Annotated in this window: 21 protein-coding genes; 14 read left to right on the top strand and 7 right to left on the bottom strand. The window is 67.2% G+C overall.

The window, feature by feature from the left end; genetic code table 11:
• Positions 1-80: 80 nt before the first annotated feature.
• The 6 genes from FAZ98_RS00735 to FAZ98_RS00710 form a co-directional block, all read right to left on the bottom strand.
• Entirely contained in the window at positions 81-1,385 is a 1,305-nt protein-coding gene (locus FAZ98_RS00735; RefSeq protein ID WP_158947833.1) for a solute carrier family 23 protein, read from the bottom strand.
• A gap of 471 nt (positions 1,386-1,856) precedes the next feature.
• Complete coding sequence (locus FAZ98_RS00730) at positions 1,857-2,492, bottom strand: DUF2239 family protein (protein WP_158947831.1); 636 nt, start codon at positions 2,490-2,492, stop codon at positions 1,857-1,859.
• An 86-nt stretch (positions 2,493-2,578) separates the two neighbouring features.
• Positions 2,579-4,111 carry a sensor domain-containing diguanylate cyclase gene (locus FAZ98_RS00725; protein WP_158947829.1) on the bottom strand — a complete coding sequence of 511 codons (1,533 nt, stop codon included), beginning with the start codon at positions 4,109-4,111 and terminating at the stop codon, positions 2,579-2,581.
• Positions 4,112-4,450: 339 nt separating this feature from the next.
• Positions 4,451-5,233 carry an HvfC/BufC N-terminal domain-containing protein gene (locus FAZ98_RS00720; protein ID WP_158947827.1) on the bottom strand — a complete coding sequence of 261 codons (783 nt, stop codon included), beginning with the start codon at positions 5,231-5,233 and terminating at the stop codon, positions 4,451-4,453.
• Positions 5,230-6,183 carry an MNIO family bufferin maturase gene (gene bufB, locus FAZ98_RS00715; RefSeq protein ID WP_158947825.1) on the bottom strand — a complete coding sequence of 318 codons (954 nt, stop codon included), beginning with the start codon at positions 6,181-6,183 and terminating at the stop codon, positions 5,230-5,232. Before bufB ends, FAZ98_RS00720 begins: the two co-directional genes overlap by 4 nt.
• 10 nt (positions 6,184-6,193) lie before the next feature.
• Positions 6,194-6,448, bottom strand: a complete 255-nt coding sequence (locus FAZ98_RS00710; protein WP_158947823.1) for a BufA1 family periplasmic bufferin-type metallophore — start codon at positions 6,446-6,448, stop codon at positions 6,194-6,196.
• A gap of 273 nt (positions 6,449-6,721) precedes the next feature.
• Between FAZ98_RS00710 and FAZ98_RS00705 the strand changes: the two genes are divergently transcribed.
• On the top strand, positions 6,722-7,030 hold the full coding sequence (locus FAZ98_RS00705; RefSeq protein WP_158947821.1) for a DUF4148 domain-containing protein: 309 nt from the start codon (positions 6,722-6,724) through the stop codon (positions 7,028-7,030).
• 312 nt (positions 7,031-7,342) lie between these two features.
• Here the strand turns inward: FAZ98_RS00705 and FAZ98_RS00700 are convergent, their stop codons facing one another.
• Positions 7,343-7,684, bottom strand: a complete 342-nt coding sequence (locus FAZ98_RS00700; RefSeq protein ID WP_233272629.1) for a hypothetical protein — start codon at positions 7,682-7,684, stop codon at positions 7,343-7,345.
• Between the two features lie 173 nt (positions 7,685-7,857).
• On the opposite strand from FAZ98_RS00700, the gene FAZ98_RS00695 reads away from it, so the two are divergent.
• The 13 genes from FAZ98_RS00695 to FAZ98_RS00635 all read left to right on the top strand — a co-directional run bounded on the left by FAZ98_RS00695 (position 7,858) and on the right by FAZ98_RS00635 (position 19,579).
• Positions 7,858-8,304, top strand: coding sequence for an SRPBCC family protein (locus FAZ98_RS00695; RefSeq protein ID WP_158947819.1), 447 nt, complete (start codon positions 7,858-7,860; stop codon positions 8,302-8,304).
• A 599-nt stretch (positions 8,305-8,903) separates the two neighbouring features.
• On the top strand, positions 8,904-9,098 hold the full coding sequence (locus FAZ98_RS00690; protein ID WP_158947817.1) for a Flp family type IVb pilin: 195 nt from the start codon (positions 8,904-8,906) through the stop codon (positions 9,096-9,098).
• Positions 9,099-9,223: 125 nt separating this feature from the next.
• Positions 9,224-9,724: an A24 family peptidase gene (locus FAZ98_RS00685; protein ID WP_158947815.1), complete on the top strand. Its 501-nt coding sequence runs from the start codon at positions 9,224-9,226 to the stop codon at positions 9,722-9,724.
• Between the two features lie 28 nt (positions 9,725-9,752).
• Entirely contained in the window at positions 9,753-10,775 is a 1,023-nt protein-coding gene (gene cpaB, locus FAZ98_RS00680) for a Flp pilus assembly protein CpaB (RefSeq protein ID WP_158947813.1), read from the top strand.
• 152 nt (positions 10,776-10,927) lie between these two features.
• The gene (locus tag FAZ98_RS00675) at positions 10,928-12,334 is read left to right on the top strand and encodes a type II and III secretion system protein family protein (protein WP_158951812.1); all 1,407 of its coding nucleotides are present in this window, start codon (positions 10,928-10,930) and stop codon (positions 12,332-12,334) included.
• A 13-nt stretch (positions 12,335-12,347) separates the two neighbouring features.
• Entirely contained in the window at positions 12,348-12,755 is a 408-nt protein-coding gene (locus tag FAZ98_RS00670; protein WP_158947811.1) for a CpaD family pilus assembly lipoprotein, read from the top strand.
• A gap of 28 nt (positions 12,756-12,783) precedes the next feature.
• A complete protein-coding gene (locus FAZ98_RS00665; protein ID WP_158947809.1) occupies positions 12,784-14,007 on the top strand; it encodes an AAA family ATPase in 1,224 nt (407 codons plus the stop codon).
• Positions 14,004-15,425, top strand: coding sequence for a CpaF family protein (locus FAZ98_RS00660; protein ID WP_158947807.1), 1,422 nt, complete (start codon positions 14,004-14,006; stop codon positions 15,423-15,425). The genes FAZ98_RS00665 and FAZ98_RS00660 overlap by 4 nt, the downstream gene beginning before the upstream one ends.
• Positions 15,422-16,393 (top strand): type II secretion system F family protein, encoded by a 972-nt coding sequence (locus FAZ98_RS00655; RefSeq protein ID WP_158947804.1) that lies wholly within the window; start codon positions 15,422-15,424, stop codon positions 16,391-16,393. Before FAZ98_RS00660 ends, FAZ98_RS00655 begins: the two co-directional genes overlap by 4 nt.
• 8 nt (positions 16,394-16,401) lie before the next feature.
• The gene (locus FAZ98_RS00650) at positions 16,402-17,352 is read left to right on the top strand and encodes a type II secretion system F family protein (protein ID WP_158951811.1); all 951 of its coding nucleotides are present in this window, start codon (positions 16,402-16,404) and stop codon (positions 17,350-17,352) included.
• Positions 17,349-18,413, top strand: coding sequence for a tetratricopeptide repeat protein (locus FAZ98_RS00645; protein WP_158947802.1), 1,065 nt, complete (start codon positions 17,349-17,351; stop codon positions 18,411-18,413). The genes FAZ98_RS00650 and FAZ98_RS00645 overlap by 4 nt, the downstream gene beginning before the upstream one ends.
• Before the next feature lie 24 nt (positions 18,414-18,437).
• The gene (locus FAZ98_RS00640; protein WP_158947800.1) at positions 18,438-18,989 is read left to right on the top strand and encodes a TadE family protein; all 552 of its coding nucleotides are present in this window, start codon (positions 18,438-18,440) and stop codon (positions 18,987-18,989) included.
• Positions 18,989-19,579 (top strand): TadE/TadG family type IV pilus assembly protein, encoded by a 591-nt coding sequence (locus tag FAZ98_RS00635; protein WP_158947798.1) that lies wholly within the window; start codon positions 18,989-18,991, stop codon positions 19,577-19,579. The genes FAZ98_RS00640 and FAZ98_RS00635 overlap by 1 nt, the downstream gene beginning before the upstream one ends.
• The last annotated feature ends 1 nt before the right edge of the window (position 19,580 follow it).

The raw sequence follows: 19,580 nt of genomic DNA, 5'->3' as shown, positions 1-19,580 counted from the left end.
AAACGCGCGGGACGGACCACCGTCGCCGCGCGTGAAGGCGTTCGCGCCGCGCAGACGCGGCATCGGCCTCTAATCGACGCTCACACCGCCGCTTCCTGCGCGGGCTTCTTGCGCAGCAGCGCGTACAGGATGATCGCGCCGAACGTGGCCGTGCCGATACCGCCCAGACCGAAGCCGCCGAGCTTGAGCGAGAAGTCGCCCGCGCCCAGCACGAGCGTGACGGCCGCGACGATCAGGTTGCGGTTGTCGGAGAAGTCGACCTTGTTGACGACCCAGATACGCGCGCCCGTGACCGCGATCAGCCCGAACACGACGATCGAGACGCCACCCAGCACCGGGCCCGGAATCGTCTGGATCACGGCGCCGAACTTCGGCGAGAAGCCGAGCACGAGCGCGATCACGGCGGCGATCACGAACACGAGCGTCGAGTAAATTTTGGTGACGGCCATCACGCCGATGTTTTCCGCATAGGTCGTCACGCCCGTGCCGCCCGCGAAGCCCGAGACGACGGTCGCGATGCCGTCGCCGAGAAACGCGCGGCCGATGTAGCGGTCGAGGTTGTAGCCCGTCATCGCCGAAACGGCCTTGATGTGGCCGAGATTTTCGGCGACGAGGATCACGGCGATCGGCACGAGCAGCGCCATCGCGTGCGGATCGAACACCGGCGCGCTGAACTTCGGCAGGCCGAACCACGCGGCGTTCGCGACGACCGAAAAGTCGATCGGCTTGCCGAGGCCCATGCCGTTGGTGACGATCGCATAGATCACGTAGGCGATGATGAGGCCAACGAGAATCAGCAGGCGCTGCAGCATGCCGCGCGTGAACACGGCCACGCCGCCCACGCACAGCACGGTGACGATCGCCATCCACGAGTCGAACTGCGAGCCGCTCACGCCTTTCACGGCGATCGGCGCGAGATTCAGGCCGATCACGCAGACGATCGCGCCGGTCACGACCGGCGGCATGAGCGTTTCGATCCACTTCGTGCCCACCGCCGAGACGACCAGGCCGATCAGCGCATAGACCACGCCGCACGCGATGATGCCGCCGAGCGCGACCGGAATGTTCAGGTTCGGGCCGTGGCCCGCGTAGCCCGTGACCGCGATCACGAGGCCGATGAACGAGAAGCTCGAGCCCAGATAGCTCGGCACGCGCCCGCCCACGACGAAAAAGAACAGCAAGGTGCCGATACCCGACATGAAGATGCAGAGGTTCGGATCGAAGCCCATGAGCAGCGGCGCGAGCACGGTGGAGCCGAACATGGCGACGACGTGCTGCACGCCCATCGCGAACATCTGGGGCCACGCGAGCCGTTCGTCGGGCGCGACGACGCTTTTGACGGCGCCTGTCTGTGCACGCCAGCGCGGGAAGTAGGAGTCGGACATCGGGTTCCTCCGGCGGGATATGGTTCTGTTTATAGGCGCACGTGGGCCCGCGAGCAGGAAAACTGCGCGGCGGCGGCGGCCGAAAAGGGAAATCAGGCGCGAGTGTACGGAGCCGGAATCGGCGTGGCAAGCAGCGCGTGGGCGCGCGCGTGGCCGCTGTTGCGGGCTTGCCAGCCGCGCTTCGTCGCACTGGACAAAGCGCGCACCGCTTCGGGCGAAGTCGGGCTGATTTAGGCAAACTCGCCCAGATTCAGACTGGTCCTATATCAGCCCGCGGGAGCGGAATCTACACTTTCTTTGCTGCGTGACCCCATGACAGTTCATGCAGAGGTTGTTAGTTGTAAACTCTCCGACTTCTCCGCTCCTGCTTTCCGGCTCGAGCGGTTTTTTTTCGTCCGCGCTTTTTCGTCCGCGCTTTTTCGTTTTGTCTTTTGTTTTCCGCTTGCTTCGCCGGCGTCGCTTTCTCGGCGCTCAGTCGAACGCGCCCGCCGCCAGCGCGCCCGCGTAATCGCGCACGTCGTCCGGCCAGCCCGCGAGCGCCGTCTCGAAGCGCGTGCGCTCACCCGCGTAAAGGGCGCGCAGCGCGTCCTCGTAACTGGGCAGATTGCCCGCCAGCGCCGTCATGAAACGGTGCGCCGCTTCCTGCGCGTGACGCCTGCGGTCCTTCGCCTCGCTCGCGTGACGCGCGCCGTCCACCAGCCGCCGCAACACCACCGAGGCGCCGCCCGGCTGCGCCGCGAGCCATTCCCAGTGCCGCGGCAGCAGCGTGACCTCGCGCGCCACCACACCGAGTTTCGGACGGCCGCGGCCACGCGGCGCGCCGTCTTCGGGTTCGTGCGCCGTGGCGGCCGCCGTGGCGTCATCTCCCGCGCGGGGCCCGGCCGCCGCCTCCACGGCATGGCGCGCGGCGATCTCGCTTGCCGTGCCGCGCAGGTCGAACTCGAGCGGGCGCGCGTCGCGGTCGTCGAAGACGAGGATCGCGGCGTCTTCGCCACGCTCGAGATGGGCCTTGACCGCGAGCGCCACGGCCGGCGGCGCGCCGCGCGCGATCCGCTGCGTGCCCGCGAAGGCGGTGCAAGTCGCGGCATCGCGTTGAATGGGGTTCATGGTGTTGCCTCGCCGAGTGCCAAAGATGCGCCGAATTTTATCCGGGTAAATTAAAGAATGCAATATACCCGGGTAAAATTTGACGATCAGCGTCGGCGTGCTTCCCGTTCGACGGCCTCGCCGCGCGCCTCGGCGGCGAGCGTCGGTTGCCATGCCGCCACGCGGTTGCGGCCCGCGCGCTTCGCCGCATAGAGCGCGGCGTCGGCGGCGTCCACCAGCGCGCGCCAGTCCGCGAACGCGCCCTGCGCCGTGCACGCCACGCCCACGCTCACCGTCAATACGCCAGACGGACTATCGCCATGCGGCACGCCGAGCGCTTCCACGGCCGCGCGCACGGTCTCGGCGAGCGCGAGCGCGGCGGCGGGCGGCAGCTCCGGCAACAGCAGCACGAACTCCTCGCCGCCGTAGCGCGCCGCGAAGTTGCCGACTCCGCCGGCGTTGCGCCGCCCGTGCGCGTCGATCGCGTGCGCGACGGCCGCGAGCGCGTCGTCGCCGGCGAGATGGCCGTAGCGGTCGTTGAAGCGCTTGAAGCGGTCCACGTCGAGCAGCGCCAGCGACAACCCGCCGCCCGCACGGCGCGCACGCTGCCATTCGTGCAGGGCGCGCGCCTCGAAGGCGCGCCGGTTCGCGAGCGACGTGAGCGCGTCGGTGCCGGCCTGCGCGCGCAACTCTTCTTCCACCACCACACGCCGCCGCAACTGGCGCGTGAACATCGCGGCGAGCGCGATCAGCGAGGCGTCGAGCAACGCCGTGAGCGTGCCGATGATCCACGCGCGCACGCGCCATTCGCGGTAGATATCCTCGGCCGCGATCGCCACGCCGAACACGAGCGGAAAGCCCTCGACGCGACGCAGCGCGAACCAGCGCCGCACGCCGTCGACGGGCGCCGAGGCAAAGAAACCGCTCGCCGCGTTTTGCGCCGCACGCTGGAAAATTGCCGAATAATCGGGCTTCTGGCCGATCAGCGCGGGATCGTAAGGACGGCGCATGAGCACGGTGCCGTCGAGCAGCGTGAGCGCGATGGCGCCGTTCGTGCCGATATCGACGCCGCTGAACAGCTGCCGGAAATAGTCGAGCCGCATGGTGCCGACCACGATGCCCGCGAACGAGCCGTCGGGATTCGAGAGACGGCGGCTCAGCCCGATGGTCGCTTGCCCGGGCTCGTCGCGCGGAATGAACGGACGACTCACATACAGGCCGGTAGTGGGCGTCTCGCGCTGCACGGCGAAGAAGTCGCGGTTGGCGAGATTCATCTGGCGCGGCCTGACGGCATGAGAGTCGAAGGTGACGTTGCCCGCCGCGTCGGTCACGAGAATCGCACCGAGATGGTTCGCCGATGCCGCGCGGTCGAACAGCACGCGCTGGCGAATGTCGGGCGCGAGGCTCGCGAGACGCGGGTCGGCGAGCGCGTCGACCACGGCTTGCAGCGAGAGCGCGTAGACGTCGAAATTGCGCGCCGTGTCGCGCTCGAACAGCAGCGCCATGTTGTAGGCGGAGGCGCGCGCGCTCGCGAGCGCGTCGTGCCGCATCTGCGCCATGACCCACGCGGCGACCAGCGTCAGCACTGCGGCGAGCGCAATGCCGATCGCGAGCACGGCATGGGGGCGGCGGGTCATCATGATGCGTCGGTCTCGACTGGCATCGCGCGGCGGCGCTGTCGATCTGCCGGCCTGAGGACCGGCGATCGAAGGCACACGCCGCGTGCAGGCCTGCATCGTCGCATGCGGCGCGCCCGCGCGCCATGGGGACAATTCCGGTTGGCCGCGCGGCATGCGCACGCGGTTTTACGCGCGATTCCTCCGAACAAAGTGCCGGATTGAGCGTCGAGCTTGCGCGGGATTTTCTCGCGGATTGCGTGAGGACCGCGTGAGCGATTCACGCGATTAGTTGGGATTCCTTGCGTTATGCCGATCGCGTTATCACCGCGTTATCACCGCGCTATCGTCGCCGGATTTCGCTCATGTCTCGCTCATGTCGACGATCGCGCCCGCCTCGATCCACGCGCGCCAGGTGCCGCCGAAGTCGAACGCGGCATCGACATCGAACGCCAGCGCGAGCGCTTCGTCGAGCGAGGTGCCCGCGCTCAACGCGATGAACGCGGCATGCGCGGCCGGCGTGTGCGTGAGCAAGGCCGGGCGCCATTGCGGCCGCACCACCAGCGTCCACGCGGGCGTGTCGATCCGCTCGGGCCACGCGCCGCCCGGCTGGTGCGCGCGCCAGATCGCGGGCGCGTCCGCGCGCAACGCGAGCGCGGCGCACGCGGGATGCACCCGGAGCCGCGCCTGCGCGAGACGCCCCGCGTCCACCGTTTGCCAGTGCGCCGCGCTCCAGGGCGTGACGTTCGCCGCATACGCGGCCACGTGCAGCGCCCACTCGAGCCGCGCGACATCGGCGAAATACGCATAACGCGGCTCGCTTTCATAGTGCGCGACGAATGCCGCCAGCGAGGCGCCGAAGCCCGTGAGATCGGCGTCTTGCGGCGGATGCGCGCGCGCATAGGCGAGCGCGAGCGCGTCGAAATACGCGTCGCCGGTGAGCGCGGCGAGCACGGGATACGCGCTCGCGAGCGCATGCCGGCGCGCCGCGCGCACGTTGCCGCGATACAGGCCCAGCCGCGCGTGCAGCAAGGCCGGGTCGGCGGGAAGCAAGGTGGGGGCGAGCGCGGCGTCGGCGGCGGCGTCGTCCAGCGCGGCGGCGAACGCGTGCTGCGCTTGCGCGAGCGAGTCGCGCGCGGCGCTCATGGGTGCGCGTCCTCTCGCCCAGGGCGAACCGGGCGCTCGCGCCTGGGAAGGACACGGCGCTCGCGCACGTGCTCTTGCTCGTGACGCGCCAGGCGCGCGCGGGCGCACTGCGCCTCGTCGAGCAGCACGTCGAACGCGGGCAGACCGGTGTCCCATTCGATCAGCGTGGGCACCGCGCCGAAGCGGGCGAGCGCCGCTTCGTAGAGCGCCCAGACTTCCGGCGCGACGCGCGAGCCGTGATCGTCGATCACGGCGTCCGGCGTCACGCGATGCCCCGCCAGATGAATTTCGCCGATCGCCTGCGGCGGCAGCGCGGCCATGGCCGCCAGCGCGTCTTCACCGTGATTGCATTGATTCACGTACAGATTGTTCACGTCGAGCAGCACGCCGCAACCCGTGCGCTGCGCGAGCGCCGCGAGAAATTCGGCTTCGCTCATGGCGTCGTCGCGAAATCGTACGTAGGCCGAAACATTTTCGATCAGCACGTTGCGGCGCAGCGCGTCCTGCATCTGCGCGACGCGCGCACTCAGATGATCGAGCGCGGCCTGGGTGAGCGGCATCGGCAGGAGATCGTGCAAGGCGCCCGCCGTGCCGCGGCCCCAGCACAGGTGCTCGGACACCACGGCGGGCTCGATGCGCTCCACGAGCCGCGCGAGCTTCGCGAGATGCGCCGTGTCGAGCGGCGCCGCCGAGCCGAGCCCGAGGCCCACGCCATGCAGGCTCACCGGCAGATCGCGGCGCACGTGCTCGAGCACGTGCAGGTCGTAACCGCCATCGCCGAAATAGTTCTCGCTGTGTACCTCGACCCAGTCGATGGCGCCGGCGATGGGCGCGGCGGCGGGCGGCGCCATGAACGCCCCGTAATGCGCATGACGCAAGCCGACGCCCACGCCCGCCGGCGCTTGCGCCGGGGCGTCGCAACGGGGCGCCGCACCGCTCGATACCGTCATGCCGGCGCGCTCACTTTTCCGGCGAGCCGCCGAGCTTGAGGCAGTTGCCCTTCGGCATGGTCTTGAAGTCGCCCTTGTCGTGATCGACCTTGGCCTGGCCCGCGCAGTCGTGCACGCCGGTCTTGCTCGCGCAGTCGTTGTGGCCGGCCTTGGCTACGCCGTAGCAATTCACGGTGTCGTCGGCGTGCGCGACGGTGGCGCCGGCGGTCGAAAGCCCCGCGAGCGCGGCGGCGATCAGTGCCTGGCGGCCGAGACGGTTCTTCATGGCAGTTCTCCTCGTGGACTTGAGTGGTCGATGAAAGGCGCGCTTGCGCGATCCGGCTATTTTGCCTGACGCCGCGCCCGGACGATTTCGTTCGCGTATCGTCCAGCCCCGCGCCCAGCCCGGCGTCCGGCCCCGCCGATTATTTCCATTCACGTAACGATGTTTGCTATATCGCGATATTTATCTTTGATGTGCGCCGCAATAAAGTGTCATCAACGGTTCAAACAACGCGATTGTTACGAATCGAATACATAATTTTCGGAGGTTGTTACCATGAAGAATCTGATCGCTGCCGCGCTCGCCGCCACTGTCCTCGCCGCTCCGGCGCTTTCGTTCGCCCAGGCCAGCCAGGCGCCCGTCACCCGCGCGCAAGTTCGCGCCGAACTCGCGCAGCTCGAACAGGCCGGCTATCGTCCGGGCGTGTCGAGCCCCTACTACCCGGAAGACCTGCAAGCCGCCGAAGCGCGCGTGAACCAGCAGAACGGCGCGGCGCAAGCCACGGCCTACGGCGCGTCGACGAACGGCAGCTCGCAAGCCGGTAGCCCCCAGCCGAACGTCAAGCCGGTCTACTTCGGCAACTAAGCCAGTTTTCGCGGCGCGCCGGATCGTCGCCCGAACGCGTTGAGCGCACGCCTCGCGCGCTCACGACTTAGCCGATTCGCGCTCGCCGCCTCGCGGGCCCGCTCCCTGTTTCCGGGTGCGGGCCCGCCGCGCTTTCCCCTTTGCCGCGCCATCGCCGCGGCCGGTCCGCACGGGGTGCCAGCAGTTCATGCGGCGCTTTGGCGCTCGCCTCAGGAAACCTCCGCCGCCGGCAATCCGGCGGCTTTGCCCGGACTTCGGTCCGGGCCTTTTTCCTTTTTCCCTCTCACGCTCGCGAGCGCGAACGCGCAGGCGTCAGTAGCCGTGCGTCACGAGCGCGAGCACGGAAAGATCGGGATGCGTGCCGTCGACGATACTGCGGCCGACGTGCATCGCCTCGTCGACGGCCTCCTGTTCGCTGCGCCAGGTTTCGTCGCCATCCGCATGAAACGGCACCGTGTGGCCGGGCAGCGCGGCATTGGCGCCCGGATGGCAGACGTAGGCCGCGTAGGTGTAGCGGCTCGCGCCGCCTTCGAGGGGTGTGGCCGTCACGTGAATCTCGAAGCCTTCGTAGTCGGTTCGATGCGAAGGTCGATTCGTGACGGGTTGCGATTCTTGAAGCGCTGCCTGCTGCGGCGCTTGCGCCTGAGCGTTCATGATGCCTCCGGATGCCGCGTGCGCGCGGCGGCGGCCGGCGCCATGCGGCCGCGCCCGCCATGAAAAGTTTAGGCGATGCGCGCGGCATCGACGCCAGTGCGCCACACCGTGCGCGGCATGACCTACCATGACGGGACTTTCATGCGCGGTTCGCGCGCTCAAGGAGACTCAGCATGGCTACCGGCACGGTTCGCCTTCATCGCGTGCTGCGCGCGCCGCCCGAGCGCGTCTATCGCGCGTTCCTCGACGCCGCCGCGCTCGTCAAGTGGCTGCCGCCCAACGGTTTCACGGCCACCGTCCATCAACTCGACGCCACCGTGGGCGGCCGCTATCGCATGTCGTTCAGCAACTTCACGACCGGACCCGGTCACGCGTTCGGCGGCGAGTATCTCGAACTCGTGCCGCACACGCGCCTTCGCTACACGGGCATCTTCGACGATCCGCACCTGCCCGGCGTCATGCAGACGACGGTCGAGTTGCGCGAGGTGTTCTGCGGCACCGAGCTGCAGGTCGTGCAGGAAGGCATCCCCGAGGTGATTCCCGTCGAGGCCTGCTATCTCGGCTGGCAGGAGTCGCTGGTGCTGCTGGGCAAGCTGGTGGAGGCCGAAATCCCGGCGTGAAACGCCCATGCGGCAAAGCTTCGCGCATGCCGGGTTTTAAAGCGCCGAATTGAGGGGTTTTTGGGGCTCTTTTCGACGCTTTAAACGGCCTTTAAAGCACCATTAACGAGCTTTTGCCGATTTTTTCCCGCGCCGGCCGCAACTCGCCAACCGGCATTCGCAATCCGCCTCGACGAATCAGAAAAAATTACCTTGCGTTACTGCTGAGAGGGAATTTACCTATCCAGCGGCGAAGTGTACCGCCCACGCAACGGAGCGATTTTTTATTTCTAGATCGTTGATAACGCAACGTTTTTCACGAAACCGTTTGCGAGCGGAAAAATTTTCCTGGCCCAGGTTGGCGTAAACAACGTATTCGAACGTGCCGCGAGTGAAATAGAGCCAAGTAAAACGTTTGCGAGGGACATTCCACTCGCATAGGGTTAAAACCTTACCCGTTTACGAGTCACGGATTGCGTCCCGCCTACGCCAAACTGTCAGAAAATTACAGGGTCTAGCGCACATAAGACATTGTTTTTTTACAAATACTCCATAGAATGTGAATCGCGAATCCGTCACGGGGGACGGAGCGTGTTTATTCGCCCTTGGAGCCAATCATCATGTTGAAGTTGATTAACAAAATCCGCCGTGACGAACGCGGTGTTAGCGCGCTGGAATATGCAATTCTCGCCGCTATCGTTGTTGGTGCAGTTGTTGCGGCCGGTACGGTCCTGTCCAGCACCTCTACGGGTCTGCCGGGACTCTTCACGTCGCTCATGACGAAGATCACGAATACGATCAACGGCACGACCTAAGCATCGGTCAGGTCAGAACGCCTTGGCGTTCGTAGACTTCGAGATGGCCGCCGCTTACCCCGGCGGCCATCTTTTTCCTGGACCGGTCGCTTCATTTTTCTTTTTTTCTTCCGTTAAGACATTCAATGCAGCAGATTGCCTGCGCCGTGACCATCGCGCTGCTCGTCAGCCTGGCGTGGTTCGACGTGGTGCATCGACGCTTGCCGAACACGCTGATCGGCGTTGTCGCACTGCTGTATTTTCTCGTGGCGGTCTTTGCGAAGGAGCCGCTGAGCGCGGTCGCGGCGCACGTCGCCGTAGCGCTGCTCGCGTTTCTCGTCGGCGCATTGCTGTTCGCCGCACGGATGCTGGGTGGAGGCGATGTGAAGTTCGCCGCCGCGGTTTTTTTGTGGTCTGGCGCGAGTCTCGCATGGCCAACCTTCGTTCTGATCTCGCTTGCCGGTCTCGTCGTCGCGCTCATCGCGCTGACCGCGGGATGGCTGGTGCGCCGCTCGCCTTCCGCGAGGCTCGCGGGCCTCGCCAGGCCGTGGGCCGCCACACGTGGCGTGCCTTATGGCGTGGCCATCGCGCTCGGCGCACTGCCCATACTCGCACTGCGCATGCTCGCAGGCGGCATGACCCTATAAACCAGCGTCGCTGGATGTGGTAACTGGCATGTCTAATATCGTTAAGGTAGGTTTCCTGGTCATCCTGGCGGCGCTGGTCGCCTTGATCCTGCGCGGGTTCTTTATCGCCGCTTCGAAGCCGGCCGGACCGCAGGAGCCGACCACCGACCGCATCCGCATCGCGGCGGCCGATCTGCCGCGCGGCCTGCTGCTGCGCGACGACGATCTCAACTGGAAAGCCGTGCCGCACGAAAGTACGCCGGCCGGCGCCGTGATCGACGGTCCGCAGCACGACGTCACGCTCAAGGGCGCGGTGCTGCGCCACGCCGTGACCGCGGGCGCGCCCATTCTCGCCTCCGACGTGATCCAGGCCAACGCGCCCGGCTTTCTCTCGGCTACCCTGCATCCCGACATGCGCGCGGTGTCCGTCGCGATCGACGACGTCTCGGGCAATGCCGGCCTGATCCAGCCCGGCGATTACGTCGACCTGATCCTCACGCAGAGCATGCAGGGCAAGACCGACTCGCCGGACGAGTCCGTCTCGAGCGAAACCGTGGTGCAGCACGCACGCGTGCTCGCCGTGGGTTCGGAACTCGTGCCGTCGAAAGATTCGACCGACGCCAACACGCGCGCACGCACGGTCACGCTCGAAGTCTCGCCGCACACGGCCGAAGCGATCGCCGTGGCCGCGCGCCTCGGCAGCCTCTCGCTCGCGCTGCGCAGCTTCGCGACGCTCGACCGCGCCGCCAACGCGGCGTCGGCGCCCGACGCGACCTCGGACACGCTGCCCTCGGCGCAACCCGTGTGGGCCGGCGACATCTCGCGCGCGCTGCGGGCGCTGCCGGGCAACGTCCGCAACGCCAATGCGGGCGGCACGCCGTTGCCGGCCGCGCCGGTGGCCGCGCCGAGCGTGACGATCTATCGCGGTTCCGCCGTCACGACGCAAAGCGACAACAACGCCGTTCCGGTGATGCATGGCAGCGGCGCAGGCGGAGGCGGCCCGTTGCCGCAGCCGACGATCGGTGTCCCGCCCCTGCCGAGCCCGATGGCGCAAACCTTCGGCATGCACTAGGCGTTCGCGCCCGCACGCCGGTTATTCGAACCTCGGGCTTTGCCCGAACGATGTAGCTGCTCATGAACACATTCCTGGCCCGTAGCCGCCGGACGTCGATACTCGGAAACCTCGCGTCGCTCGCCGCCGCGCTGGCGCTTTCGATGACGGCCATGACCGTGGCGCATGCCGCCGGTCCGATGCGCACCGTTCCTGGCGCGGCCTCCGCGTCGGGCGCCGCGAATTCGCCGATGATCTACGCGACGCCCAGCGCGCCGGTTGCGGAAGCGCCCGGCACGCCGCTCGCCGTCGGCACCGGCAAGGGCGTGATGCTGCGCCTGCCCGCGCCCGCCACCGCCGTGTTCGTCGCCGATCCCGACATCGCCGACGTGCACGTGCCCAACTCGCAAGCCGTGTTCGTGCTCGGCAAGAAGGCCGGCTCGACCACGCTCTACGCGCTCGGCGCCAACAACAAGACCATCCTGCAGCGCACGGTGGTCGTGAACACCGACATCGACGCGCTGCACGACATGCTCGCCACGCGCTTTCCGGCGCTGACCCTGCACGTGGAAGCCGCGCCCGGTTCGCTGCTGGTCGCGGGCCAGGTGCCGAGCGCCGCCGACGCCGACGCCGTGGTGCAAACGCTCAAGCCGTATCTGCACGACAAGGAATCGCTCATCAACCGCCTCACGGTGACGCGTTCGATGCAGGTGAACCTGCACGTGCGCATTGCGGAAGTCGACCGCACGGTCACGCAGCAGTTCGGCGTGAACTGGTCGGCGGTGGGCGGCATGTGGGGCAACTTCATCGGCGGCATGCTCTCGGGCCGCACGATTCAGGACACCTCGGGCGTTTATCAGATCGCGAGCAGCAACGCGTTCTCGACGCTGCTCGGCTTCAAGGCCGGCAAGACCAACATTCAGGCGCTGATCGACGCGCTCGACCAGGAAGGCCTCATCACGATGCTCGCCGAGCCGAATCTCACGGCCATGTCGGGCGAAACGGCCAGCTTCCTCGCGGGCGGCGAGTTCCCGATTCCGGTCTCGCAAAGCGGCAGCAGCGGCGGTTCGATCGGCGTGGAATTCAAGCCGTTCGGCGTGTCGCTCAACTTCACGCCCACCGTGCTGTCCGACAACCGCATCAGCCTGAAGGTGAACCCCGAAGTCAGCCAGATCGACAGCACGGCCAGCATCACGACCAACGGCATTTCCATTCCGGGCCTGAGCGTGCGCCGTCTTTCGACCACGGTCGAACTCGGCAGCGGCCAGAGCTTCGCGATCGGCGGCCTGCTGACGAGCGACTCGAGCGACACGCTGGCCGCGCTGCCCGGTATCGGCACGCTGCCGGTGCTCGGCAAGCTGTTCTCGTCGCGCCAGTATCAGGACAAGAAAACCGAACTCGTCGTCATCATCACGCCGTACCTCGTGAATCCGACCGACGGCAACCGTCTGCGCACGCCGCTCGACACGCTGATCTCACCGAGCGGCGACATCGAGTATGGCGTGCAGCGCTCGCTCGGCATCGACCCGCTGTCCGGCGACACGCCGCGGCTCGTGGGCGCCGCGGGCTTCGTCTACTGAAGGAGAAGTTGCGATGGCTAGCTTGCGCCCGCGAACCCTTTTTTGCCGCTTGCCGCTCGCGCTGCTGCTGTGCGCCGCGCTCGGCGCGTGCATGTCCGAGCGTCCGCCGATCGGCCTGCCCAGCGCCCAGTCGATCCAGTTCGACGGCGTGCATGCACTCGGCCCGAACTGCGCGTCGATCGCGTTGCCCTCCACGATCGGCGACCCCGACATGGTCGAACATCCGTCGATTCCGTTCGGTTGCGCGACCTATTCGAATCTCGCCGCGCAACTCGCGCGGCCTGCCGACATCGTGCAGCCCACGCCTTACGGCGGCACGAACGGCGTCGTCGCGGAGCGCGCCCTGTCGCGCTACAACGCCATGCCGGAGCCGCACGCGGCACCGGACGCCGCGCCCGCCACGACGAATGTGGGCCATTGACGCGCTCGGCGCATAAGGAGTCACTGCGATGGGTGTATCCGAAACCCTTTCACGCTTGCGTCCCGGCAAAGCCACGGCGGCCCAGGCGGCCGAATTCGTCGCGTACGTGAGCGACGCGCAGACCGAAGAGTCGGTGCGCCGCTACGTGCACGACCGTATGATCCAGCACGCGTTCATCGCGATCGGCACGGTCGACGACGCCATCGAGCGCCTGAAAAGCATGGAGCGCTCGCCGTCGAAGCTGCTGATCGACGTGTCGGGTTCCGACATGCCGCTCTCCGACCTCGAACGCCTCGCGCAAGTGTGCGAGCCGTCCGTCTCGGTCGTGACCGTGGGCGAGCGCAACGACGTCGGCCTGTTCCGCAATCTGCTGAAGATCGGCGTGCAGGACTATCTCGTCAAGCCGCTCACCTCCGAGCTGCTGCAACGCACCTTCGACACCACCACGAACGCCGAGCCGCTCCAGCATCGCCGCACCGGCAAGGTGATCGCGATCGCGGGCACGCGCGGCGGCGTGGGCACGACCACCATCGGCGTGGCGCTGGCCCGCCAGCTTGCCGACGTGACCATGCGCCGGGTCGCGTACCTCGACCTCAACCTGAACGGCGGCGCGGCCTGCACGCTGCTCGGCCTGACGAGCAACAACGGTCTCACCGACGTGCTCGAGAACGTGCACCGGCTCGACGTGCAGTACATGGAGCGCACCTTCGTGACGCTCGGCCCGCGCCTGTTCGTGCTCTCGTCGGAGCTCGACTACGGCAACGCGTTCGAGCTGCAGCAAGGCGCGCTGAGCGAACTGGTCTCGACGCTCAAGCACCACTTCCACTACGTGCTGCTCGACATGCCGAGCGCGAGCGGCATTGCCGCCGAGGAAGCCTTCTCGGCCGCCAAGAACATCTACCTCGTGGCCGACCGCTCCGTGCATTCGGCGCGCGAAGTCACGCGCATGATCCGCTACGCGCAGTCGGCCGGCAACGAACCGACCATTTCCGTGCTCGTCAACAATCCGGGCCAGCCGGCCGCGGGCCGCGTGGCGTCGAGCGATCTCACGGCGGCGATCGGTTATCCGGTCACGCAGGAATTCCCGTTCGACGGCAAGTCGGTCGCCGCGGCCGAAAACCTCGGCGAACGCGTGCGTCCGGACAGCGAGTTCGGCGTGGCGATCAGCCTGCTCGCCGACAACCTCACGGGTACGCACAGCACCGCGGCCGCGCCGTGGTACGCCCGCTTCATCCCCCGGAAGAAAGCATGAGTTTCGGTCTCAAACGCGATATCGAAAGCCACGCGCCGCAGGTGCAGCCGGCCGAGAAGCCGCGCACGAGCGAAGCGTCGGCCGCCATTGCACGCCTGTCGCGCGACATCGAAGTCCGGCGCGAACCCGCGCCCGCGGCCGCGGCAGTCAGCGAGACCATGATCCGCTCGGAAGCATTCCGGGTGATCCGCACCGGCGTGTTTTCGTCGATGAACGTCTCGGCCGCCGTGCTCAAGACGCGCGAGGAAGTGCGCGAAGGCATCGAGCAGATCGTGGCCGATATCGTCGAGCGCGAGCGCATGAACTTCACGCTCGCCGAGCAGATGCTGATGGTCGACGAGCTGCTGAACGACATGTTCGGCGTCGGTCCGATCGAGCCGCTGCTCGCCGACGACACCGTCACCGATATTCTGGTCAACGGCCCCGACCAGGTGTACGTGGAACGCCACGGCCGCCTCGAACTCACGCCGCTGCAATTCCGCGACAACGCGCACGTCGTCAACGTCGCGCAGCGCATCGCGGCGGCGATCGGCCGTCGCGTCGACGAAAGCAGCCCGATGGTCGACGCGCGTCTCGCCGACGGCAGCCGGGTGAACGTCGTGCTGCCGCCGCTCGCGATCCACGGCGCGTGTATCGCCATTCGTAAGTTCTCGAAGCGCAACATCACGCTCGCGCGCATGGCGCAGCAGGGCAACATGTCGGCGGAAATGGCGCGCGTGCTGAAGATCGCCGCGACCTCGCGCCTGAACATCCTGATCTCGGGCGGTACGGGTTCCGGCAAGACCACGCTGCTCAACGCGATGTCGCATTTCATCGACGAACGCGAGCGCGTGATCACGATCGAAGACGCGGCCGAACTGCAACTCCAGCAGCCGCACGTGGTGAGCCTCGAAACGCGGCCCGACAACACCGAAGGCACGGGCGGCGTGGACCAGCGCGACCTCGTGCGCAACGCGCTGCGGATGCGCCCCGACCGCATCATCCTCGGCGAAACCCGGGGCGCCGAAGCGTTCGACGTGTTGCAGGCGATGAACACGGGCCACGACGGCTCGATGACCACGATCCACGCGAACACGCCGCGCGACGCCATCGCGCGTCTGGAAAGCATGGTGATGATGGCGAACGGCAACCTGCCGCTCGCCTCCATCCGCCGCCAGATCGCGAGCGCCGTGCACATGATCGTGCAGGTCGAGCGTATGCGCGACGGCGTGCGCCGCATCACGCGCGTGTCGGAAATCGCGGGCATGGAAGGCGACATCGTCACGACGCAGGATCTCTTCGTGTTCCGCTACGACACGACGAGCTACAACGACGAAGTGAAAGGCACGTTCGACTGCTCGGCGATCCGCCCCGTGTTCGCGGGCCGCGCGGCGTACTACGGCCTCGAAGACGCGCTCATGGAGGCGATCAAGGTATGAGCCCCGCCGACATCGTCACCGCAGGCGCCTTTCTGGGCGTCATCTTCATCGGCCTGATTCTCTCGACGTTGCGCGATGCGCGGCGCGCGCAGCCGGAGGTGCGCATTCGCGTGCGTCTGCAGGAGATTCAGACGCTGGAGATCACCGAGACGGTGTCGCCGGATGCGAAGGCCGCGGAGCTTTTCAAGCTGCGCTCGCCCGAAGGCTGGCTCGAGGTGTGGTATCGGCGTCATCGTCAGCGGCTCGCGACCATTGGCGGCTCGCACGGCATGAAGTGGATGGTGGTGGCGGCGGTGCTGGGATTCGTGGCGAGCATCGTGGCGTCCAAATTGCCCTGGATTCACGGGCCGTTCGTGCCGCTGCTGTTTCTGCTGTTGCCCGCGCTCGCGGTGGTCATGGCGTATCGCATGCTCAACCGCCGTTTCAGCACGCGTTTTCTCAAGGCGTTTCCCGACACGCTCGATCTCGTGATCCGCGCCGTGCGCGCGGGCGTGCCCGTGACCTACGCGATCGCGGCGGCCGGCGAGCAGGCGGACGAACCCGTGCGCACCGAATTCCGCACCATGGGCGACGCGCTCAAACTCGGCATCGACGTATTCGAGGTGCTCGACGCCGCCAATGCGCGCATCGAAATTTCCGACTTCGCGTTCTTCGCCGTGTGCCTGCGCCTGCAACGCGAAACCGGCGGCCAGCTGAGCGAAACGCTGGAAAATCTCGCGACGATCATTCGCGCGCGCCGCGACATGAAGCTCAAGACGAAGGCGCTCACGGCGGAAGGCCGCATGACGAGCAAGATCATCGCGGCGGTGCCGTTCGTCATCATGGCGGCCCTCTACCTGATGAACCCGCAATATCTCGACCCGCTGTTTGCGACCGAACTGGGCCGCGACCTGCTGGGCGCGGCGGGCGTGCTGATGTCGATCGGTCTGATGATCGTGAACAAAATGGCGAAGCTGGAGACGAATTGATGAACTCGATGTCCGTCGCGGCAGGCAATCTCGTCCTGATCGGCCTCTTGATCGCGGGCGTGTATCTGTACATTCGCACCGGCAACAGCACACGCGCGCGCGTTTCGGAACGCGCACGCGCCATGTCGCTGGCTGCGCACAGCATCAATCCGAACGCGGGTGAAAACGCCAACGCCGGCTTGCTCGGGCGCGTGAACAAACTGAGCCGGCTGTTCGCGCTGGTCGGCGAGCGCCTGCCGCTATTCGACGCGAAGCAGCGCGCGAAACTCGCGCTCGCCTGCCGCCGCGCGGGCTTCTACGGACATCGCGCGATGTCGATGCTGGTGGGCCTGAAGTTCACCTGCGGCATTGCCGCGGGCGCCTGCGCCGTGGTGTTCGGCGCCAAGGTACCCGTGTTCGGCCAGTTCCTGATCCTGCGCGCGATGCTCATGCTCGCCGCGTTCATCATCGGCATGATCGTGCCGGAATATTTTCTCTCGTTCATGGCGCGCCGCCGCCGCCGCCAGATCGCCCGCGTGCTGCCCGACGCGCTCGACCTGCTCGTGATCTGCACGAACGCGGGGCACAGCCTCGCCGTTGGGATCCAGCGCGTGGCGAAGGAAATCCGCACGGTGTCCGTGCCGCTCGCAGACGAACTCGATATCACGTCCTCCGAACTGCATCTGGGCGGGGACGCCGCGATCGCGCTGAACAACCTGAGCGACCGCATCGACCTGCCTTCGGTGCGCAGCCTCGTTTCGACGCTCGTGCAATCGCAGCAGTACGGCACGCCGATCACGAGCGCGCTCAAGACGCTCTCGAAGGGCAGCCGCGCGCAAGCGATGCTGGAGCTCGAGGAAAAGGCCGCGAAACTCGCGCCGAAAATGACGTTGCCCATGATGCTCTTCATCCTGCCGACGGTGACCATCGTCGCCGCGGGTCCGGCGGTCCTGCGCCTCCTGACTGTGTTTGGAAAATGAACCCTATTCCTCGCCCCATGCGAGCGCTGCTCGCTGCGCTTCTCGTTCCGCTCGGCTTGCTCGCGGGCTGCTCCAGCACGCCGCACTACGCGGCGGCGCCCCCCGGTCCGCGTCCGCTGACGCACACGCTCGGCGCGACCGACGACCTGCGTATCGCCGCGGGCGCGCTCGAATCGGGCGACGTGCAGTTGGCGGGTTCGCTCTACGAGAAGGCGCTCAAGGCCGATCCGAACTCGGTGGACGCCAATCTCGGCATGGGCGACTGTCTGTTCCAGACCGGCGACCTCGAACGCGCGCGCATCGCTTATGGCCGCGCCGCCGCGATCGCGCCCGACGCGCGCCTGCCGAAGCTCGCGCTCGCGCGCGTCGCGCTCAAGCAGCGGCGTTTCGACGAGGCCACGCACCTGTATCGCGATCTGCTCGCGCGCACGCCCAATGATCCGGCCGCGGCCGCCGGTCTCGGCACCGTGCTCGACCTCACCGGCCATCACGACGAAGCGCAGACGACCTACCGCGACGCGCTCGCGCAGCACCCCGACGCCATGGCGCTGCGTATCGACCTCGGTCTCTCGCTCACGCTCGCCGGACGCCCGCGCGAAGGCGTGAACGTGCTGCTCGACGTGGCCAGCATTGCCGACGCGCCGCCGCAGGCTCGCCAGGATCTCGCGCTCGCCTACGGCCTGCTCGGCAACGACGCGGCCGCCGAGAAGATCCTGCTCGCCGACCTGCCCAAGAACTCGGTGCAAGACAACCTGCGCTACTACGCGCGCGTGCGTTCGGCGATGCAAAGCCGCGCCACGGCCTCGCAAAGCGCACAGCCGGCCGCAGCGGCGGTGGCGGTCGCGGCGCCGGTGGCGACGCCCGTCTCGGTGACAACCAGCGACGCACGCACCGTTTCGATGACGCCGGCCACGCTGCCCGCGCCGAGGCGTGCCGCCGCGGCCACGAGCGCGGCGCTGGCTCCGGCGAGCCCGGCCACGGCGCTCTCGAGCGCCAGCGACGCGCAGATCCCGCTCACGGGCGGTTTCGGCGGCCAGTCGCGCCTGATCGAAGCCAAGTAAGACACGCGGCAAGGGACCAATACGATGACGGGAAAACCCTTCCGCCCGGCGCGCGCGCGGCGCCGGCTCGCGGCCAGCAAGCGGCGCGCGCGCGGCGCGACGGCGCTCGAGTTCGCGCTGATCCTGCCGTTCTTCATCCTCGTCGTCACGATGATCCTCGAACTGAGCTTCGTGTTCGTCGTCCAGGAGATGCTCGACAATGCCGCGCGCGACGCCGCCCGGCAACTGCGGATCGGCAATCTCTCGGGCAGCAGTTACGCGAGCTCGCTCACCACGGTCATCTGCAACGACCTCACGTTCTCGAAGTTCACGCTGGTGCCGTCGTGCGCCAGCAACATCCAGCTTTACGTGGCCGCCGCGGCATCGGGCTCGCCCGCCGGCTACGGCTTCACGACGCTCAAGACCGCGGCCGTGAGCGGCCAGACCATGGCACAGACGCAGGCCACCGTTTCGGCCAACTACGACGTGCTGCTGCAGATCGGCTATTCGTACCCGTGGATGCTGCCGGGTCTGAAGCTCGTCACCGGCAACGCCATGCTGATCTCCACGATCGCCTTCCAGACGGAGCCCTACTGATGCGCAGGCTGCGTGCACTTCTCGCGGACAATCGCGGCGTCGCGGCGCTCGAGTTCGCCATCATCCTGCCGATCATGCTGACGCTCGTGTTCGCCACGTACGAAATCTCCCAGTTCGTGCGGGCGCAACTGAAAGTGGACAGCGCCTCGCAGGCGATCGCCGACATGGTCGCGCAACAGGCGGCGGGCGTGACGAGCGGCACCTCGGGCTCGCTCGGCAACTTCTGCACGGCCGGGACGCTGATGATGACGCCGTTCGCCGTTGGCACCAACAACTCGTCGTTTTCGATGGCGGTGGCGAGCGTGACCAACTATTCGCTGACCGGTCCCACGGTGGACTGGGAAAGCGACAAATCGTGCAGCACCACGGCAACGGCGCTGGGCTCGAGCGCCAAGTCGCTCGCCACGTCGCCGACCAACCTGATTCCCACGGCGGGCTCGCCCGGCGACAGCGTGATCGTGGTCACGGTCAACTACGTCTATAACTCGCCGCTCCATTACATCATCCCGGGCCTGCTGACCCTGACGCATACCGCGTTCGCGCGACCGCGCAGCAACGGCTTGATTCTCTGTACGGCGCCGTGCACGTGAG

This window comes from Paraburkholderia acidisoli (genome assembly GCF_009789675.1).
Taxonomy (GTDB): domain Bacteria; phylum Pseudomonadota; class Gammaproteobacteria; order Burkholderiales; family Burkholderiaceae; genus Paraburkholderia; species Paraburkholderia acidisoli.
The sequence above is the reverse complement of the archived record's forward strand: the minus strand, read 5'-3'. Positions and strand labels throughout refer to the sequence as shown.

Bases quoted from the DNA above. Each gene is read 5' to 3' on its own strand.
- FAZ98_RS00675 (WP_158951812.1), top strand. From the start codon at position 10,928: ATGACCGTGGCGCATGCCGCCGGTCCGATGCGCACCGTTCCTGGCGCG.
- FAZ98_RS00725 (WP_158947829.1), bottom strand. From the start codon at position 4,111: ATGATGACCCGCCGCCCCCATGCCGTGCTCGCGATCGGCATTGCGCTC.
- FAZ98_RS00705 (WP_158947821.1), top strand. From the start codon at position 6,722: ATGAAGAATCTGATCGCTGCCGCGCTCGCCGCCACTGTCCTCGCCGCT.
- FAZ98_RS00710 (WP_158947823.1), bottom strand. From the start codon at position 6,448: ATGAAGAACCGTCTCGGCCGCCAGGCACTGATCGCCGCCGCGCTCGCG.
- FAZ98_RS00660 (WP_158947807.1), top strand. From the start codon at position 14,004: ATGAGTTTCGGTCTCAAACGCGATATCGAAAGCCACGCGCCGCAGGTG.
- FAZ98_RS00650 (WP_158951811.1), top strand. From the start codon at position 16,402: ATGTCCGTCGCGGCAGGCAATCTCGTCCTGATCGGCCTCTTGATCGCG.
- FAZ98_RS00645 (WP_158947802.1), top strand. From the start codon at position 17,349: ATGAACCCTATTCCTCGCCCCATGCGAGCGCTGCTCGCTGCGCTTCTC.
- FAZ98_RS00640 (WP_158947800.1), top strand. From the start codon at position 18,438: ATGACGGGAAAACCCTTCCGCCCGGCGCGCGCGCGGCGCCGGCTCGCG.
- FAZ98_RS00730 (WP_158947831.1), bottom strand. From the start codon at position 2,492: ATGAACCCCATTCAACGCGATGCCGCGACTTGCACCGCCTTCGCGGGC.
- FAZ98_RS00685 (WP_158947815.1), top strand. From the start codon at position 9,224: ATGCAGCAGATTGCCTGCGCCGTGACCATCGCGCTGCTCGTCAGCCTG.
- FAZ98_RS00670 (WP_158947811.1), top strand. From the start codon at position 12,348: ATGGCTAGCTTGCGCCCGCGAACCCTTTTTTGCCGCTTGCCGCTCGCG.
- FAZ98_RS00695 (WP_158947819.1), top strand. From the start codon at position 7,858: ATGGCTACCGGCACGGTTCGCCTTCATCGCGTGCTGCGCGCGCCGCCC.
- FAZ98_RS00735 (WP_158947833.1), bottom strand. From the start codon at position 1,385: ATGTCCGACTCCTACTTCCCGCGCTGGCGTGCACAGACAGGCGCCGTC.
- cpaB (WP_158947813.1), top strand. From the start codon at position 9,753: ATGTCTAATATCGTTAAGGTAGGTTTCCTGGTCATCCTGGCGGCGCTG.
- FAZ98_RS00635 (WP_158947798.1), top strand. From the start codon at position 18,989: ATGCGCAGGCTGCGTGCACTTCTCGCGGACAATCGCGGCGTCGCGGCG.
- FAZ98_RS00665 (WP_158947809.1), top strand. From the start codon at position 12,784: ATGGGTGTATCCGAAACCCTTTCACGCTTGCGTCCCGGCAAAGCCACG.
- FAZ98_RS00700 (WP_233272629.1), bottom strand. From the start codon at position 7,684: ATGAACGCTCAGGCGCAAGCGCCGCAGCAGGCAGCGCTTCAAGAATCG.
- FAZ98_RS00720 (WP_158947827.1), bottom strand. From the start codon at position 5,233: ATGAGCGCCGCGCGCGACTCGCTCGCGCAAGCGCAGCACGCGTTCGCC.
- bufB (WP_158947825.1), bottom strand. From the start codon at position 6,183: ATGACGGTATCGAGCGGTGCGGCGCCCCGTTGCGACGCCCCGGCGCAA.
- FAZ98_RS00690 (WP_158947817.1), top strand. From the start codon at position 8,904: ATGTTGAAGTTGATTAACAAAATCCGCCGTGACGAACGCGGTGTTAGC.
- FAZ98_RS00655 (WP_158947804.1), top strand. From the start codon at position 15,422: ATGAGCCCCGCCGACATCGTCACCGCAGGCGCCTTTCTGGGCGTCATC.